This is a genomic window from Flagellimonas amphidinii (genome assembly GCF_013090115.1).
In the GTDB taxonomy this organism is placed as follows: Bacteria; Bacteroidota; Bacteroidia; order Flavobacteriales; family Flavobacteriaceae; genus Flagellimonas; species Flagellimonas amphidinii.
On sequence record NZ_JABFNN010000023.1, the window covers coordinates 36,777 to 54,026 of the forward strand.

The 17,250-nt window shown below is 38.9% G+C and carries 15 protein-coding genes; 10 read left to right on the plus strand and 5 right to left on the minus strand.

Going from position 1 to position 17,250, the window contains the following annotated elements:
- Positions 1 to 12 precede the first annotated feature (12 nt).
- From HJC33_RS02815 to HJC33_RS02855, 9 genes are all read left to right on the plus strand, one after another.
- The gene (locus HJC33_RS02815) at positions 13 to 1,890 is read left to right on the plus strand and encodes an ABC-F family ATP-binding cassette domain-containing protein (RefSeq protein ID WP_171657277.1); all 1,878 of its coding nucleotides are present in this window, start codon (positions 13 to 15) and stop codon (positions 1,888 to 1,890) included.
- Positions 1,891 to 1,900: 10 nt separating this feature from the next.
- Positions 1,901 to 2,389, plus strand: a complete 489-nt coding sequence (locus tag HJC33_RS02820; protein ID WP_171657278.1) for a hypothetical protein — start codon at positions 1,901 to 1,903, stop codon at positions 2,387 to 2,389.
- A gap of 16 nt (positions 2,390 to 2,405) precedes the next feature.
- Positions 2,406 to 2,558: a hypothetical protein gene (locus tag HJC33_RS02825; protein WP_171657279.1), complete on the plus strand. Its 153-nt coding sequence runs from the start codon at positions 2,406 to 2,408 to the stop codon at positions 2,556 to 2,558.
- A 74-nt stretch (positions 2,559 to 2,632) separates the two neighbouring features.
- Complete coding sequence (locus HJC33_RS02830) at positions 2,633 to 3,190, plus strand: cob(I)yrinic acid a,c-diamide adenosyltransferase (protein WP_171657280.1); 558 nt, start codon at positions 2,633 to 2,635, stop codon at positions 3,188 to 3,190.
- Between the two features lie 125 nt (positions 3,191 to 3,315).
- Entirely contained in the window at positions 3,316 to 3,540 is a 225-nt protein-coding gene (locus HJC33_RS02835) for a DUF2795 domain-containing protein (protein ID WP_013551418.1), read from the plus strand.
- 133 nt (positions 3,541 to 3,673) lie between these two features.
- Entirely contained in the window at positions 3,674 to 7,036 is a 3,363-nt protein-coding gene (gene secA / locus HJC33_RS02840; RefSeq protein ID WP_171657281.1) for a preprotein translocase subunit SecA, read from the plus strand.
- 165 nt (positions 7,037 to 7,201) lie between these two features.
- The gene (locus HJC33_RS02845; RefSeq protein ID WP_171657282.1) at positions 7,202 to 8,416 is read left to right on the plus strand and encodes a sensor histidine kinase; all 1,215 of its coding nucleotides are present in this window, start codon (positions 7,202 to 7,204) and stop codon (positions 8,414 to 8,416) included.
- Between the two features lie 43 nt (positions 8,417 to 8,459).
- Positions 8,460 to 10,973 carry a M14 family zinc carboxypeptidase gene (locus HJC33_RS02850; RefSeq protein ID WP_171657283.1) on the plus strand — a complete coding sequence of 838 codons (2,514 nt, stop codon included), beginning with the start codon at positions 8,460 to 8,462 and terminating at the stop codon, positions 10,971 to 10,973.
- Positions 10,974 to 10,980: 7 nt separating this feature from the next.
- A complete protein-coding gene (locus HJC33_RS02855) occupies positions 10,981 to 12,549 on the plus strand; it encodes an amidohydrolase family protein (protein WP_171657284.1) in 1,569 nt (522 codons plus the stop codon).
- Between the two features lie 127 nt (positions 12,550 to 12,676).
- Here HJC33_RS02855 and HJC33_RS02860 read toward each other — a convergent pair whose 3' ends face one another.
- Positions 12,677 to 12,910, minus strand: a complete 234-nt coding sequence (locus tag HJC33_RS02860) for a hypothetical protein (RefSeq protein ID WP_171657285.1) — start codon at positions 12,908 to 12,910, stop codon at positions 12,677 to 12,679.
- Positions 12,911 to 13,294: 384 nt separating this feature from the next.
- On the opposite strand from HJC33_RS02860, the gene msrA reads away from it, so the two are divergent.
- Entirely contained in the window at positions 13,295 to 13,987 is a 693-nt protein-coding gene (msrA, locus tag HJC33_RS02865; RefSeq protein ID WP_171657286.1) for a peptide-methionine (S)-S-oxide reductase MsrA, read from the plus strand.
- Positions 13,988 to 14,081: 94 nt separating this feature from the next.
- On the opposite strand, the gene HJC33_RS02870 is transcribed toward msrA, so the two are convergent.
- From HJC33_RS02870 to HJC33_RS02885, 4 genes are all read right to left on the minus strand, one after another.
- Positions 14,082 to 15,512, minus strand: a complete 1,431-nt coding sequence (locus tag HJC33_RS02870; RefSeq protein WP_171657287.1) for a hypothetical protein — start codon at positions 15,510 to 15,512, stop codon at positions 14,082 to 14,084.
- Positions 15,484 to 16,086 carry a hypothetical protein gene (locus HJC33_RS02875; protein WP_171657288.1) on the minus strand — a complete coding sequence of 201 codons (603 nt, stop codon included), beginning with the start codon at positions 16,084 to 16,086 and terminating at the stop codon, positions 15,484 to 15,486. Before HJC33_RS02875 ends, HJC33_RS02870 begins: the two co-directional genes overlap by 29 nt.
- The gene (locus HJC33_RS02880; protein ID WP_171657289.1) at positions 16,070 to 16,612 is read right to left on the minus strand and encodes an RNA polymerase sigma factor; all 543 of its coding nucleotides are present in this window, start codon (positions 16,610 to 16,612) and stop codon (positions 16,070 to 16,072) included. Before HJC33_RS02880 ends, HJC33_RS02875 begins: the two co-directional genes overlap by 17 nt.
- Before the next feature lie 153 nt (positions 16,613 to 16,765).
- Entirely contained in the window at positions 16,766 to 17,191 is a 426-nt protein-coding gene (locus tag HJC33_RS02885) for an organic hydroperoxide resistance protein (protein ID WP_171657290.1), read from the minus strand.
- Positions 17,192 to 17,250: the final 59 nt, after the last annotated feature.

Consider the following 17,250-nt stretch of genomic DNA (forward strand, 5'->3'; position numbering starts at 1 on the left):
TAAAATGCTTCAATGAACTTATTGACGGTAGAGAACATATCGAAGTCTTATGGGGAATTGGTTCTATTTTCTGGTATTTCCTTCGGAATCAACAAGGACCAAAAAATAGCGCTTATTGCCAAAAATGGTAGTGGTAAAACTTCCATCCTCAACATTATTTCTGGAAAGGACAATTCGGAAACAGGACAAGTTGCTTTCAGAAAAGGAACCAAAATCTCTTTTTTGGAGCAGGAACCAGACTTGAATCCTAATTTCAGCATTGAGGAAACCATTCTTTCTACAGACAATGAAATTCTGAAGGTGATCGCCACTTATGAAAAAGCTATGCTCAATCCCGAAGATACAGTTCAGTATCAAAAAGCATTTGAAGCTATGGAGCAACATAATGCTTGGGATTTTGAAACCCAATACAAACAGATTCTCTTCAAACTACAATTAACCGACCTAACAGCCAAGGTAAAAACCCTTTCTGGCGGACAAAAAAAGCGTTTGGCCCTAGCAAATGCGTTGCTCAACAAACCCGATTTGCTCATTTTGGATGAGCCCACTAACCATTTGGACCTTGAAATGATCGAATGGCTGGAAGCCTATTTCACCAAAGAAAACATCACCCTTTTTATGGTCACCCATGATCGGTATTTTTTGGATAGGGTGTGCAATGAGATTATTGAATTGGACAGCAATCAGCTTTATAGTTACAAGGGCAATTACACCTACTACCTAAGGGAAAAAGATGCCCGAATGGAACGGGAAGCCGTTGAACAACACAAATCCAAATTGCTCTACAAAAAAGAATTGGATTGGATCAGAAGACAACCGAAAGCACGGACCACAAAATCCAAATCCAGAATTGACGATTTCAATGAAATCAAAAGAAAAGCCCATCAAAGAAGAAAGGAACATGAGGTTCAGCTAGAACTCAATATGGAGCGGCTGGGCAGCAAAATTTTGGAATTGCACAATATCTCTAAATCCTATGGGGAAAGAATCATTTTAGAGAAGTTTAATTACAACTTCACCAAAGGTGATAGGGTTGGAATTATTGGACAAAATGGAACTGGGAAATCCACTTTTTTGAATATCATCACCCAACAAGAAGGTATAGATGGCGGAAAGGTGGTTGTTGGCGACACCATTAAATTTGGGTATTATACTCAAAAAGGCATATCCCCAAAAGAAGGACAAAAAGTTATCGATGTCATCAGGGAATTTGGCGACTATATTCCTCTGAAAAAAGGAAAACAAATCTCTGCCCAGCAGCTATTGGAACGTTTCCTTTTTGACCGTAAAAAACAATATGATTTTGTTGAAAAACTGAGCGGGGGAGAACGCAAACGACTCTATTTGTGCACCGTACTCATTCAAAACCCTAATTTTTTAATCCTGGATGAGCCTACCAACGACTTGGACATTGTTACCCTTAATGTATTGGAAAGCTTTTTATTGGATTTTCCAGGGTGTTTGATCGTAGTATCTCACGACCGCTATTTTATGGATAAAATTGTGGACCACCTTTTTGTTTTTAAAGGCAGCGGCGTCATTGAAGACTTTCCAGGCAACTATTCTGACCATAGGGCCTATGAAAGCAGCAAAACTGCCGAGGAAAGAGAAGTGAAAAGCAATTCTTCCAGTAAATCTGAAAAAACAAATTGGAAAGAAAAGGATAATTCTCGTAAACTCTCCTATCAAGAACAACGAGAACACCAAAAACTGGAAAAGGAAATCCAAAAATTGGAAGAGCAAAAAGAAGTATTGCAAAACAAGTTTACCAATCCAGATTTATCCGGTGAGGAAATCAACCAATTGTCCAGAGAACTCCAAGAACTTTCCGATACAATTGAGGAAAAAACGGAGCGTTGGTTTGAACTCTCCTCCATTTTAGAAGGTTGATGATGCTTTTATGAGATCCTATTTTAAATTTTTACTGAAATCCACCAATGCCCATGGAGTACACTCTCCTTTTGTTTTCAATTATGTAACGCAATGCCTGTATTCCAAAAAGAAACTCAATCAGAATAAATCCATTAATGTATTGCTCAAATCAATCCGCTATTTCAATGCAAAAAATGCTTGGGTTGAAGGAAATCCCACAGTAAAACAATCTGTTCAAGCATATAATCCTAGTTTAGATTGGAATACTTCTCCTTTTGACGTGCTCTATTTTGAAACACTTCATAAAGCAGAGTTCATAACTTTACTTTCCAAAGGAAAAATTCACAATGACAGTTTGATCTTTATCAGTAAAGTCCATGAAAATACTTTAAAACATGAGATTTGGAAAGAATTGATCGCTCTTGAAGAAGTCACCGTGAGTATAGACATGTTTCATCTTGGAGTACTGTCCATACGTAAAGAACAGGCCAAACAGCATTTCACCATTCGGATTTAAAAAAGTAATTTTAACTATGCAAAACGCAACAACAGATTACACTATTTGGTATGTCCTTGCAGTATTGGGTCTAATTTATTTGGTCATTTTATTTCGAAATAAAAGAGCGACCAAACGAAGAAGGTCTAGAAAATTCATGGAGGGCAAACGAAGAGGCAATGAGCAATGAGCAATGAGCAATTTATAAATGATGATTGTTTATTGTATACTGGCAGTTGCATATTGACAATTGATAACTGAACAATGAAAATTTATACCAAAACCGGGGATAAAGGCACAACTTCACTTTTTACAGGCGCAAGAGTACCCAAACACCATGTTAGAATAGAAAGCTACGGCACCATTGATGAATTGAACTCTTTTTTAGGTTTGCTTCGAGATCAGGAGATGAATGGTCACTACAAAAAAATACTAGCCACAATTCAGGATAAACTTTTTACCGTAGGTGCAATTTTGGCCACAGAACCCAAAAAGGAAAACCGACTGAAAATTCCAAAAATAAGTATGGAAGACATCACTGTTTTGGAAAATGAAATCGATGCAATGAATGAATTGCTTCCAGAAATGACACATTTTATCCTTCCGGGAGGGCACACAACCGTGTCATACTGTCATGTTGCAAGGACCATTTGCCGTAGAGCAGAGCGAATGATCTCCTACTTGCACGAAAATGAACCCGTACCTGACACGCTACTTTCCTATATAAATCGCCTTTCAGACTATCTTTTTGTCTTGGCACGAAAGTTGTCAAAGGACTTGAAGGCCCAAGAAGTCAAGTGGGTACCGCAAAAAATGGACTAATAAAATCGTTTTTTTTGCGTTAGAGTCTTGTCGACACCAAAATAATTTTTAAATAATGTTGATTTTGCTTGGCGAATTGGGTTTAAAAATTATTTTTGCAAAAATTTTAAAATCAAACCGTTACTATGTACTGGACATTAGAACTAGCCTCATATTTAAGTGACGCACCGTGGCCAGCCACCAAAGACGAACTGATAGATTATGCGATCCGTACCGGAGCGCCGTTGGAAGTTGTTGAAAACTTGCAATCCATGGAAGAGGAAGGTGGTGAAATTTATGAATCCATCGAGGAAATCTGGCCCGATTATCCCACGGAAGAAGACTACCTCTGGAATGAGGATGAGTATTGACCAAGATTAAACAAACCCTGTTAAAAAAGTCTCATTTGAGGCTTTTTTTTATGTAATTTTGACAGCCTAGCAAGAGGTTCCGTATAACTCTCAACAATGGAACAGCTTTTGCAATCCAAAAGAAAAATAATTCATGAGCTTACTAAATTCCGTACTAAAGGTTTTTGTTGGAGATAAATCTGAGAAGGACGTTAAAGCACTACAACCTTTAGTAAAAGAGATAAAATCTTTTGAACAAAAATTAAAAGGATTGACCCACGATGAGCTTCGCCAAAAGACCGTCGACTTTAAATCCCAAATAGCATCAGACTGCAAAGAGGTGAACGAAAAAATTGCGGTTCTTCAAGAAGAAGTCCTAAATTCCACTGACATAGACCGCAATGAAGAAATCTACACGGAAATAGACAAGCTCAACGAAGAAGCCTATAAAACTTCGGAAAAGACACTTAATACTATTCTTCCAGAGGCATTTGCTGTAATTAAAGAAACTGCCCAACGCTTTGCTTCCAACGAAACCATTACCGTTAGCGCCACAGAGTTTGACCGTGCTCTTTCAGGTTCAATGGACTACGTTACTTTGGAAGGGGAGAATGCGGTATGGAAAAATTCTTGGGATGCTGCAGGTAAACAGGTCACTTGGGACATGATCCATTATGATGTTCAGTTAATTGGTGGTATTGCCTTACATCAGGGAAAAATAGCGGAAATGCAAACTGGGGAAGGTAAAACCTTGGTAGCCACACTCCCACTCTATTTGAATGCACTCGCTGGAAAAGGTGCTCATTTGGTAACTGTAAATGATTATTTGGCCAAAAGGGATAGTGCTTGGATGGCCCCAATTTTTGAATTCCATGGACTCTCCGTGGATTGTATTGACAAACACCGTCCTAATTCTGATGGTCGAAGGGCAGCTTACAATGCTGATATCACTTATGGCACCAACAATGAGTTTGGGTTTGATTATTTGAGGGATAACATGGCCCACACCCCAAATGATTTAGTACAACGACCTCATCATTATGCGATTGTAGATGAGGTGGATTCCGTATTGATTGACGATGCACGTACACCATTGATTATCTCTGGTCCCGTACCTGAAGGTGACCGACATGAGTTTAATGAACTGAAGCCCAAAGTAGGTGATATCGTTCAAAAACAACGTCAATATTTGACTGGTGTACTGGCCGAAGCCAAAAAATTGATCAAAGATGGCGACACAAAAGAAGGTGGATTCTTGTTGTTGCGTGTTCACCGCGGATTACCAAAGAATAAGGCTCTTATCAAATTCCTAAGTGAAGAGGGTGTAAAGCAGTTGCTTCAGAAGACCGAAAATTTCTATATGCAGGACAACAACCGCGAGATGCCCAAAGTGGATGCCGAATTGCTGTTCGTGATTGATGAAAAAAACAATCAAATAGAACTAACGGACAAAGGTGTAGATTATATTTCTGGTGATCAGGATAAAGATTTCTTCGTAATGCCCGATATCGGCAGTGAAATTGCCAAAATTGAGCAACAAAAACTGGAAATTGAAAAAGAAGCTGAGCTCAAAGAAGAGCTTTTCAAGGACTTTGCCGTGAAAAGTGAACGTATCCACACCATGACACAATTGCTTAAAGCATACACCCTTTTTGAAAAAGATGTGGAGTATGTGGTGATGGACAACAAAGTAATGATTGTTGATGAGCAAACGGGACGTATCATGGATGGCAGACGTTATTCCGATGGATTGCACCAAGCCATTGAAGCGAAGGAAAATGTGAAGATTGAGGCCATGACCCAAACTTTCGCCACCATCACCTTACAGAATTATTTCCGTATGTATAAAAAGCTGGCGGGAATGACAGGTACCGCGGTGACCGAAGCTGGTGAATTCTGGGAAATCTACAAGTTGGATGTAATGGAAATCCCTACCAACAGGCCAATTGCACGTGACGACAGACATGATTTAATTTACAAGACCAAACGAGAAAAATATAATGCCATTATCGAGGAGGTCACCCTACTTTCTAAAGCGGGAAGACCTGTTCTAATCGGTACTACTTCTGTTGAAATTTCTGAATTGCTCTCCAAATTATTGAGCGTTCGAAAAATTCCGCACAACGTTCTGAACGCAAAACTGCACAAAAAAGAGGCGGATATCGTTGCTGAAGCAGGAGATGCGGGCGTAGTGACCATAGCCACCAACATGGCAGGTCGTGGTACGGATATTAAATTGACCGATACCGTCAAAAACGCCGGAGGACTTGCCATTGTAGGTACAGAAAGACATGATTCCAGACGTGTGGACAGACAGTTGAGAGGTCGTTCCGGGAGACAAGGAGATCCAGGAAGCTCACAATTCTATGTCTCGCTGGAAGACAACCTTATGCGTTTGTTTGGATCAGATCGTGTAGCCAAAATGATGGATCGTATGGGCTTGGAGGAAGGTGAGGTCATTCAACATTCCATGATGACCAAATCCATTGAACGTGCCCAGAAAAAAGTGGAAGAGAACAATTTTGGTATCCGTAAGCGATTGTTGGAGTATGATGATGTAATGAACGCGCAACGTGAAGTGGTCTACAAAAGAAGAAAGCACGCATTGCAAGGAGAACGTTTGAAGGTTGATATTGCCAATATGGTCTACGACACCTCTGAGGTTATCGCAGAGACCAATAAAATGGCGGATGATTTCAAAAACTTTGAGTTCGAGCTTATCAAATACTTTTCCATCACCTCACCTGTGAGTGAAGAGGACTTCAAAAAATTGAGTTTTCAGGAAATTGCCAATACAATTTATAATGCCGCCTACGATTTCTATCAGCAAAAAATGGAACGTAGTGCCACTGTCGCCTTTCAAGTCATCAAAAAGGTATATGAGGACCAAACCAACAAGTTTGAGCGCATTGAAGTGCCATTTACAGATGGCATGAAAGCTTTAAAAGTTGTCACAAATCTAGAAGCAGCCTATAACTCTGAAGGAAAACAACTCATCACGGATTTTGAAAAAAACATATCCTTGGCCATTATTGATGATTCATGGAAAACACATCTAAGAAAAATGGATGAGTTGAAGCAATCAGTACAATTGGCAGTACATGAACAAAAAGATCCACTTTTGATATATAAGTTCGAAGCATTTGAACTTTTCAAGGAAATGATCGATAAAGTGAACAAGGAAATTATTTCATTCCTGTTCAAAGGAGAATTGCCTTCCCAGAACACCAATCAAATCCAGGAAGCTAGAAATGTTCGCAGACCTAAGGAGAATCTAAAAACTACCAAGGAAGAAATTCCAAATAGCGATGAATTGGCTGCTCAGAACAGAGCTGCTGGACAGACTCAAGGCGGTAGACCACCAATTACCGAAACCATTGTGCGAGAAAAACCGAAAATTGGTAGAAATGAACGAGTTACCATCAAAAATGTAATGTCTGGAGAAAGTAAAACTGTCAAGTACAAACAAGCTGAGCCTCTTATAGATAAGGGCGAATGGGTACTTGTAGAAGACTAATTCAGAATGAAACCAAAAATCATGAGCGACAGTTATTAATAGCTGTCGCTTTTTGATTATATCAAAAAACATATTTAGATTTACAGCCACAACACCCCGTAATAAGCTACTATTGCTACTCCTAAATTCAACCTTTTGTAGCAATCAAGTCATTCTGCGCAGCATATGAAGAATCCTATTAAGGACAAATATCGTTTACAACAGAAAATAGATTTAGTGCTCAAAGTAAATTATAGCTCTTCCATTTTTGCCATATTGTTTGGTCTTATCTGTCATTTTTTATTGGATATAAAAGGTGTAATTCCATATACTTTCTATAGCTATGCAGTAATTACAATAATCAACACCTATTTATATACAAAACATAAAAATGTAGAGTTAACCTATAATCTCACGTCTATAATATCCATGATAGGGGCAGTTATGGTAACACTTCATAGCGGCGGTATACAAAGTCCCTTTATTTTCATCTTGGCAATAGTTGTTTTTACGGGCTACGTGACCACTATGGTATATGGTAATATTTATCTAGTACTTAATCTTGCAATTATTACAATCTTATTCCTTTATGATTTGGGCGATTTTAGAATTTCTGAAAATACAGTACCTGAATCCTCAAGAAGTTGGTTTGCATTTTTAAGCACCGTTTTTGCAGTTTATCTCTTGGGAGGCGTGGTTGGAAAGAATTTATTGCAGGCTCATTTAAGACTGTATAAGTCCCGAAATGAAATTCAAGAACGTATTGAAGAAAAAGAAACCCTTTTGAAAGAAGTGCACCACAGGGTAAAAAACAACTTGCAAACGGTATCTAGCTTACTGAGCCTTCAATCCAGAACCATTGCCGATGAAAAAATTAGCAGTATCATAAAAAGTAGTCAAAATAGAGTAGTCTCTATGGCAATTGTACATGAAATGCTGTACAAAAGGGACGATTATCTGTCCAAAATTGAGCTTAAACCTTATGTGAAGGAACTTATAGAGTATCTAATTAGGTCAGTCAAAGGCAATACCAACAATGTTCAGATAGATTTGAATATTGAGGAGCACAAACTAAGCATTGATACGGTAATTCCTTTAGGGCTAATTATCAATGAGACCATTACCAATGCTTTAAAATATGGTATTACAAATGAAAAGGGAAAAATTACCCTCTCTCTTAAAAATCTGTCTGATAACCGTTACGAACTCTACTTAGGTGACAACGGAATAGGTTATTCTGAAAATTTTGACCCAAAAAATGCAAAATCGTTAGGTTTAAAGCTTATTTACAATCTTACCCGCCAACTTAAAGGAACACTAGCGCGGGATCTTTCCAAAAAAGGAACATATTATCGTATCGAATTTGAAGAAATAGTGGACGATTTCAACACAATCGTTTAAAGCTTTTCCTATCTTTAGAAGATTAACTCAAACTTCGAACCGAATGCTAAAAAAATTACTCCTTGGAGTGCTGTTTCTTAGCACATCCTTATCTGCTCAAGATTATTTCTTTAAAAAGTTCCACCCATTCAATCCCAACATTCCTTCTCCAGAACAATATCTGGGTTATGGTATTGGGGAAAGGCATACAAGGCATGACCTTATTGTTTCGTATTTGACAAAACTTGCTGAGGTCTCTGACCGAGCAAGTATCTATGAATATGGCAAAACCCATGAAGGAAGAAAACTCGTTATACTTACCATTTCTTCTCCAGGGAATTTAGCCAATTTGAATGAATTGAAGCAACAGCACCTTAAGTTTACGGATCCAGCACAGAGTCCAACTAATTATGATGAAGTGCCCATATTTATAAACTTGGGGTACAATGTTCATGGAAATGAGCCATCTGGTGGTGAGGCTGCATTGTTAACAGCTTATACTTTAACCGCTTCCAATAATCCTGAAATATTGAATTACCTCAATAATTCAGTCATTTTTGTTGACCCCACCATAAATCCTGATGGTAGGGACAGGCACACCCAATGGGCCAATATGTACCAAGGCAATCCACTGGTAGCTGACCCACAGGATGCAGAACATAACGAATATTGGCCAAGAGGAAGAACCAACCATTATTGGTTTGATTTAAACAGAGATTGGTTGTTGGCCATACACCCAGAAAGTAGAGGCAAATTAACTTGGTACCACGAATGGTATCCCAATGTGGTGACCGATTTCCATGAAATGGGTACTCAAAGCTCATATTTCTTTGAACCTATGAAGGACAATGGTTCTTTGGATCCTATAATGCCCAAGGAAAATTACATTGATTTGAATAACCTTTTCGGAGAATATTTCGCAAAGGCTTTGGACAGTATTGGCTCTTTTTACTTTACTAAAGAGGTTTTTGATGGCACATACCCAGGCTACGGTTCCTCCTACCCTGATCTTCAAGGTGGGCTTGGGATTTTGTTTGAACAAGCCAGTTCCAGAGGACACAAACAAACTACTGCTTTTGGTGAAATCACTTTTCCATTTACCATTAGAAATCAGTATACATCAAGTATTACAACTATAAAAGCTGCAGTTGAAAATAAGGGGATGATGCGAAAGTATCAGCAAGATTTCTTTAAAAGTGCCCTTACCAATGCTTCTAAAAGTCGTATCCAAGGCTATTCTTTTGGAGATCAGTACGACCCTAACAGAGTAAAAGCCTTTGTGGACAAGCTTTTGCTTCATAAAATAGATGTTTATAAATCAGGAAACAATTTTGTGGTTCCCACACGCCAACCCCAATATAGAATGGTGCAAACTATGTTTGAGACCTACGATAAGTATCGAGACAGTGTCTATTATGATGCCTCAGCCTGGTCAGTGGCCAATTTCTACAATATGAAATATCGCCCTGTGAATTCATTGAATTTGGGCGAAAAAGTGACCTCTTTAGAAAGTTTGGTCAATCCTGTCAAAGTTCAAAAATCCAACTATTCCTACATCATTGACTACGATGACTATAATGGTGTGGCTGCATTGAACCACTTGCAATCAAAAGGGTTGGTTATTTCTTCATCCTTTAAGCCATTCACCATAAAGACCGGTTCTGGTGATAAAAAATTCAATTACGGTGCCCTAGTTGTACCTGTAAGTCTTCAGAAAAAAGATACCAATGCTGTATTTAAATTACTGGAAGAGGTTCAAAACAAGTACCAGGTATCCATTTATGCTGTCAATTCAGGATATAGTTTACAAGGAATTGATTTGGGAAGTCGATATATTTCCCCGATCACCCAACCAAAGGCGGCTATGATCATAGGTGATGGGGTTAGATCCTATGAAGCAGGGGAAGTATGGCATCTATTGGACACCAGAGTACATATGCCAATTACCAAAATACCCATGAGAAATTTTGGATGGGCCAATCTAGACAAATACAATACGCTGGTCATGGTATCGGGCAGTTACGATTTCTCACAAAAACAATTGGATAAAATCAAAAACTGGGTAGCAAAAGGCAATACTTTAATTACCATTGGAAATGCATCCGAATGGGCCATTGATAAAAAGCTGGTCAAAGAAAAACTCACCGAAAGTGAAAAAGACAGTTCAGAGGTAGTGGAACGCAAACCTTATGTTGATGCACGTGAAAATTTAGGAAAAGAGAGTGTTGGCGGTGCTATTTTTAAGGTTGATTTGGATATTACCCACCCTCTTGCTTTCGGTTATCATGACATCTCCATTCCTGTGTACAAAAACAATTCCGTTTGGTTGACTCCCAGTAAAAATGAATATGCAACTGTTGCCAAATATTCACAAAACCCCCATATAGATGGTTTTATCACCCAGAAAAACATGGAAGAGAACCTAAAACCCTCTGCCTCCCTCATTGTGAGTAAACTAGGAGTCGGTCGCGTAGTACTTTTTGCGGACAATCCTAATTTCAGGGGATCATGGTACAGTACCAACCGATTGTTCTTAAACGCCCTATTTTTAGGAGATAAAGTTCAAATTCCAGAATAACAAGCAGATGAAAAAACTACTTTCCTTTCTTACACTGTTCCATGTATTATGCACTTATGGACAAGAGCAAATGAGCGAAGGCCCTTTTCCTCAACTTATTATCCGGGGAGTGACCCTGATCAATGGGAATGGCGCACCGCCTAGAGGCCCAATAGACATTGTTGTAGAACATAATAAAATAGTGGACATCCAAGTTGTAGGATATCCAGGTGTGAAAATTGATGACTCCAAAAGACCTCAACTAAAACCAGGTGGTAAAGAATTGGATTGCTCTGGTATGTATCTATTGCCCGGTTTTGTGGACATGCATACGCATATTGGCGGAAAATCGCAGGGGGCCGACTATGACTATGTATTTAAACTTTGGATGGCCCACGGAGTGACTACTGTAAGGGAAGTAGGTGGTCGCGGATTGGACTGGTCCATCGATTTAAAGACAAAAAGCGATAACAATAGCATTATTGCTCCCAGAATTTATACCCATACGGTCTTCGGACAAGGAAGCAAAAATACCATCACAACTCCAGAACAAGCCAGAAAATGGGTTCGGGCAAATGCCGAAGGAGGTGCAGATGGCATCAAATTCTTTGGTGCTCCACCAGAAATTATGGCTGCAGCCCTGGATGAAAACAAAAAATTGGGGCTTAGGTCTGCATGCCACCATGCCCAAATGGATGTTGCCCGCTGGAACGTATTGCATTCGGCAAGAGCAGGACTAACCAGCATGGAACATTGGTATGGACTTCCAGAAGCCCTTTTCGAGGACAGAACTGTACAGGACTACCCTTTGGACTACAACTATCAAAATGAACAACATCGCTTTGAAGAGGCTGGGAAACTGTGGAAGCAAGCCGCGAAACCTTATTCCGAACATTGGAACAAGGTAATGGATGAATTGATAAGTTTGGATTTTACCTTAGATCCAACATTGAATATTTATGAAGCCAGTAGAGATTTGCATAGAGCGCGAAGAGCTGAATGGCATGAAGATTACACGCTACCCTCTCTTTGGGCGTTTTATTTCCCAAGTAAAATTTCCCATGGATCGTATTGGCATGATTGGGGAACAGAACAAGAAGTGGCCTGGCGTGAAAACTATAGGCTCTGGATGACCTTTATCAATGAATACAAAAACAGAGGTGGAAGGGTTACCACGGGTTCGGATTCCGGATTTATTTACCAGCTTTACGGTTTTGCCTATATCCGCGAAATGGAATTACTGCGTGAAGCTGGATTCCATCCGTTGGAAATCATTCGTTCCGCTACCTTAAATGGCGCCGAAGCCTTAGGAATGTCTGACCAAATCGGCACTGTAGCTGTGGGTAAACTAGCCGACTTTGTAATCGTTTCAGAAAATCCATTGAAAAACCTAAAAGTTTTATATGGTACAGGAGCCATAAAATTGACAGAGGACAATGAAGTTGTTCGAGTTGGTGGAGTAACCTACACAATTAAAGATGGGGTCATTTACGACGCAAAGGCACTTTTACGGGACGTAAAACGAATCGTACAGCAAGAGAAAGAAAAATTAAACTACCAGATAAAACAGCCAGGAGTAGAAGAAGGTAAACCATAAAAATAAAATTTAAGATAAGGGGCTAATTAAAAGTCCCTTCTTTTTCTCAAGGAAAAAGCTATTGTAGAGATGGCAAATGCCAAACTAAAAAACAAGGTCAGTGGAATTAGAATTCCCAGGATCATGATTAAGCCAATTTAGCTCTGTTCTTTTTTGTCTTGAAAGAAAGTGCCTTTTTTACTCTAGAGTTTTTGAACTTGTAAAGTCTAGCAACTTCCTTACCATTTTCTACCTGCTCTTGAATCTCAATATTCAACTCAACACTAGCAGTAATAGTTTCAACCTTTACCTCTTTAGTATCTTGTGCCATAGCTACTGTTCCGAAGAAGATGATTGCGATGATGGTTAAAACTGTTTTCATGATTTGGGTTTTTATTACGATGTAAATTTACCTTCGTACCCACCCTAGGGGAGATTTCTGTCGTTTAACCCGGCTTTTTTTTCGGTGTAAAAACTTTTCTTGGGTGAAGTGCATTTTATCCTCGATGAACGTTTTTAGGTTAAAAAACACCATACCGATGCAGGATGCATTTCATCGATCACGACAGTAATATCAATACATAAATCTTCAAGCTGTACCCAATCACTTGAAAAAAGGAGGTAATTTGCATCTTGTCGCCAAAATGTGATTTTAATCTATGGAAAGGCCATTTTTGCACAAATCAATCCCTCCTTTACTTTTGTTCACAAGAATTTATCAAAGTGAAGTGTAATTGTTCTTATCTTATACCTACTAAGCTTAAAAATGAATATTATGAGAACCTTGTTTTTGGTAATACTGACTTTGATATCCACAAGCTGCCAACCTAAAAGCAATTCATCTAAACAAGAGCTTACACAGAAAACCGAAGGGAAGAAATCGGAAAAGACAAAATTTACTGAAGCAGAGCTCCAAAAATATGAAACAGCATACTTTGCAAGTGGGTGCTTTTGGTGTGTTGAAGCTATTTTTGAAAGTGTAAAAGGAGTAAAAGAAGTGTATTCAGGATATTCAGGCGGTACGGAAAAGAATCCAACTTACGAACAAGTTTCTTACGGCCGTACGCACCATGCTGAAGCTGTGGAAGTATTCTATGATCCAAAAGTAATTTCCTTTACGCAGTTGGTCCAAGTATTTTTTGGCTCTCACGACCCCACCACATTAAATCGCCAAGGACCGGATAGAGGAGCACAGTACAGGTCCATCGCCTTTTACAAAACTGAAGCCCAAAAGAAAATCATTGAAGATTATATTGGCGAATTGGAAGCGCAAAACATATATGGTCGACCTATTGTAACAGAAGTACAGCCCTTTAAGGTCTTTTATAAAGCAGAGGAATATCATCAGGATTACGAAAGACGAAACCCAAACAATTCTTATATCAGAAATGTTTCTATTCCTAGACTAAATCGATTTAAGAAAAACTTTGAATCCTATTTAAAGGATGAAGCACATTAAATTAAAAAGTAATTGAGTCTTGTGCTAGTGCTCAGAACAGAGTATATATATTGGAGAAGAAAACAGTTTTGGGACAAAGTGAATATGTAAAATACTATTCTTTCAACACCACTTCGCTGTATCTAGAATCTATAGTAATGGTTTTGTCATCTTTATTGCTGATATAATACCCTTTATGAACATTGGTGTTCAGCTGGTTGCTGGAAGAACCCATGGCCAATTTTGATGGATATTTGAAGTCTGAGGAAGTTTCATTTACGTGAATTGTGAAAGGAACAGCAGGCAATTTGCAATCTACTTCCCCATTTTGAACGGTAATATTAACGGTGCGGAAGCCATCCGCTATGGATTCTATGTCAATTGTGCCAAGATTATTGGTAACAAAAGCCTTATCCGTCAACTCCCCTATAATTACATTGGAAGAAACCGAATTCAACTTCAAATCCTTTACTTTCTTTAGATCAACAGTTTCTGAGTAATCTGTTTTTAGTTGTCCATAGTTCCATTGCTGCACAACCACAGGGGAATAAGATGCCCTAATATTGGTGCGGTTGCCATCTATAGTAGAAGCTAGCAAGCTTGCATAAGACAAGCTTGCGTTGATGTTTTTTGTATTGGCGGCCAGTTTTACCTCCCCATGTCGAACGTTCATTTTCAACTTGACCGACTTTGGCATTTTAACCTTGATGGTTTTCTTCACCTCATATTTTTTGCCATCACCGTCAGTGGAGAAATAAAAATTAAAGTCATTATCAGAATGCACACGTGTCCTAATTTGATGTCGGGCTTCCCTGATTTTTCTTTGTTCTTCACGCATTTGCACCCTAACCTCTTCACGCTGTGCACGGGCTTCCTCTCTAACCTTTTGATGCTCTTCCCGCATTTTTTCATGTTCCTTCCGCATCTTTTGCGCCTCCTCTCTTTGATGTTCCCTTTCATTGGCCATAGCTTTCATTTGCTCGCCCCATTCTTCCAGCTCTTTCTGATATTCTTCATCAAAATTTTGATTGAATTCCTTCTTCCACTTTTTAAGGTACTTGTCGCCATCTTCTTTAAAGGCATCATAATCGAACTCAATAAAAGGAATAGGAGGCATTGGCGGAAGTTCAGGAATCACAATAATCTCGGGTAACTCAGGTATTTCTGGCATCTCAGGAATATCTGGAATAACAATATTGAAGTCGTTAAAGTCGTACACAAATGGAGCGTGTACCCCAAAACCGCTTCCAACTGTACTAACTTCTATTTCCTTACTGTTTCCAATAATTTTGATGATATCCTTTTCAAAAAAAGTGTTGGCCTCTTCTTCGGTCGCACCTTCCAATTCTATGGTAGCAACCACTTCAACCTGATTCTTGTCCCAGGTTTCAAACTCAATATCGGTATGACTGGTATCTATATTCAACACGGCATCTTCACCAACATTGAAGGTCTCTTTAAAGGTCCTTTTTTCTTGTCCATGACAGAGAAAGCCCGTCAACGAAAACAAAAGGACATTAAACAATATTTGATGGTTTCTGTTCATTTTTTGATGATTTTAATTGATTTAACTTCGATTTTAACTTCTGCAACAACTGCAGCCTTAGCTGAAGGTTTTTGATCAAGGCATTTACGGTCTGGTCATTGGGGCCAAAATCGTTCAACTCTTTGTTCAAACGCCGGTATTCCTTATCCAGTTCTGCCAGCTGCTCCATATAATTGTCAATAATTTCTTTGTTGTTGGTATCAAACTCCAAATCTGAAAGCTCCAAATTGATATTGGTCAAGTAATAGTTCTCTATCTTTTTCAAATCTGGAGATAAATCTCCCAATGAAATGGTTTGCTCTTTAACATCAGTATTTTCAGTATTGACAATTTCTGTATCAGGGCTTGGTTTTCCATTACCCGCGCTGGTAAAAAAATAAATGCCCAAACCTAAAATCACTACCACAGAAGCTGCTATTTGCAAAAAAACCGCTGGTGTCCTCTTGGTTTTTGAATCGACCATAGGCATTTTTTCTTCCAATTTGGCCACGAATCGCTCTTCATGGCCTTTTTCCATGGAATGCATTTGTTCTTTTCTTTCCTTGGCAAACATTTCTCTAAGATCCTGTGCCATAAACCCTATTTTTTATTGTTTCCTTTAAATGTGACTTCCCTCGTAGCAACCTTGTTCTTGATGCAGAATTTGTGATTCCCAATATTTGGGAGATTTCATCATGATCATACCCTTCTACCAAAAACAACTGCACAACATATCGATATTTATCGGGCAATTCTTCAATAGCTTCCCTCACCTGCTCAATAGTAACTCCATCTTCAATGGTCCAATCATTTTCCGATGCTATATGCAAGTGCCTTTCATCCAACTCAACATTTTTTGAATGTTTCGATTTTAAAAAATCGATACTTCCATTGACCACAATTCTTTTGAGCCATGCCCCAAACGTCACCTCTCCTTTAAACTGATGCATCCGTTGAAAGGCCTTGATGAAGGATTCCTGCAATACATCCTCTGCATCGTCAGGGTTTTTTAAAAATCGAATAGCCACCCCATACATACCGTCACAGTATTGACGATACAGCTGCAATTGGGCCTTCCGATCATTGGCCTTACATTTTTCTACCAGTTCAATTTGAAACACGGTCGGTTTTGTGTTTGGTCTTACAATTGTTCTTTCTAAAGACGATGCAAAAAACGCCTCGTTGCAAAATAGGTCAGTTTTTTGAGGTTTTTAACAAAAAATCCCGTTGAAGACTCAACGGGATTTCGTGTATGATTTATGAAATGAAAGTTACTATTCGTCCATTAGAAGATTTAGATGTACCGTAATATTATCACGGGTTGCCTTGCTGTAGGGGCAAATCTCATGGGCCGCATTGATCAAATTTTCACCGGTTTCTTGATCAACGGTAGGGAGATAAGCATCCAACGTAGCTTCAAGAAAAGCCCCATCATCATCCGTGTTGAACGATATAACGGCTGTAACACTGAAATCTCCCAAATCCTCTACTTTATGTTCCTTGGCCACGTATTCAATGGCACCTGCAAAACAAGTGGAATAGGCAGCTGCAAAAAGTTCTTCCGGATTGGTCGAATTAGCTTCGGGTTTCCCTTTGGAGGTAGGTTGACTGATAGCCAAATCCAATACTCCGTCTTCACTTTTTACATGTCCCGATCTACCGCCAGTGTTGGTAGCCTTACTTTCAAAAATAGTTTTCATCCGTTACTGTTTAATTATTTATTTATGAGAAGTTACTATATGTAGATGGATACTTCTAA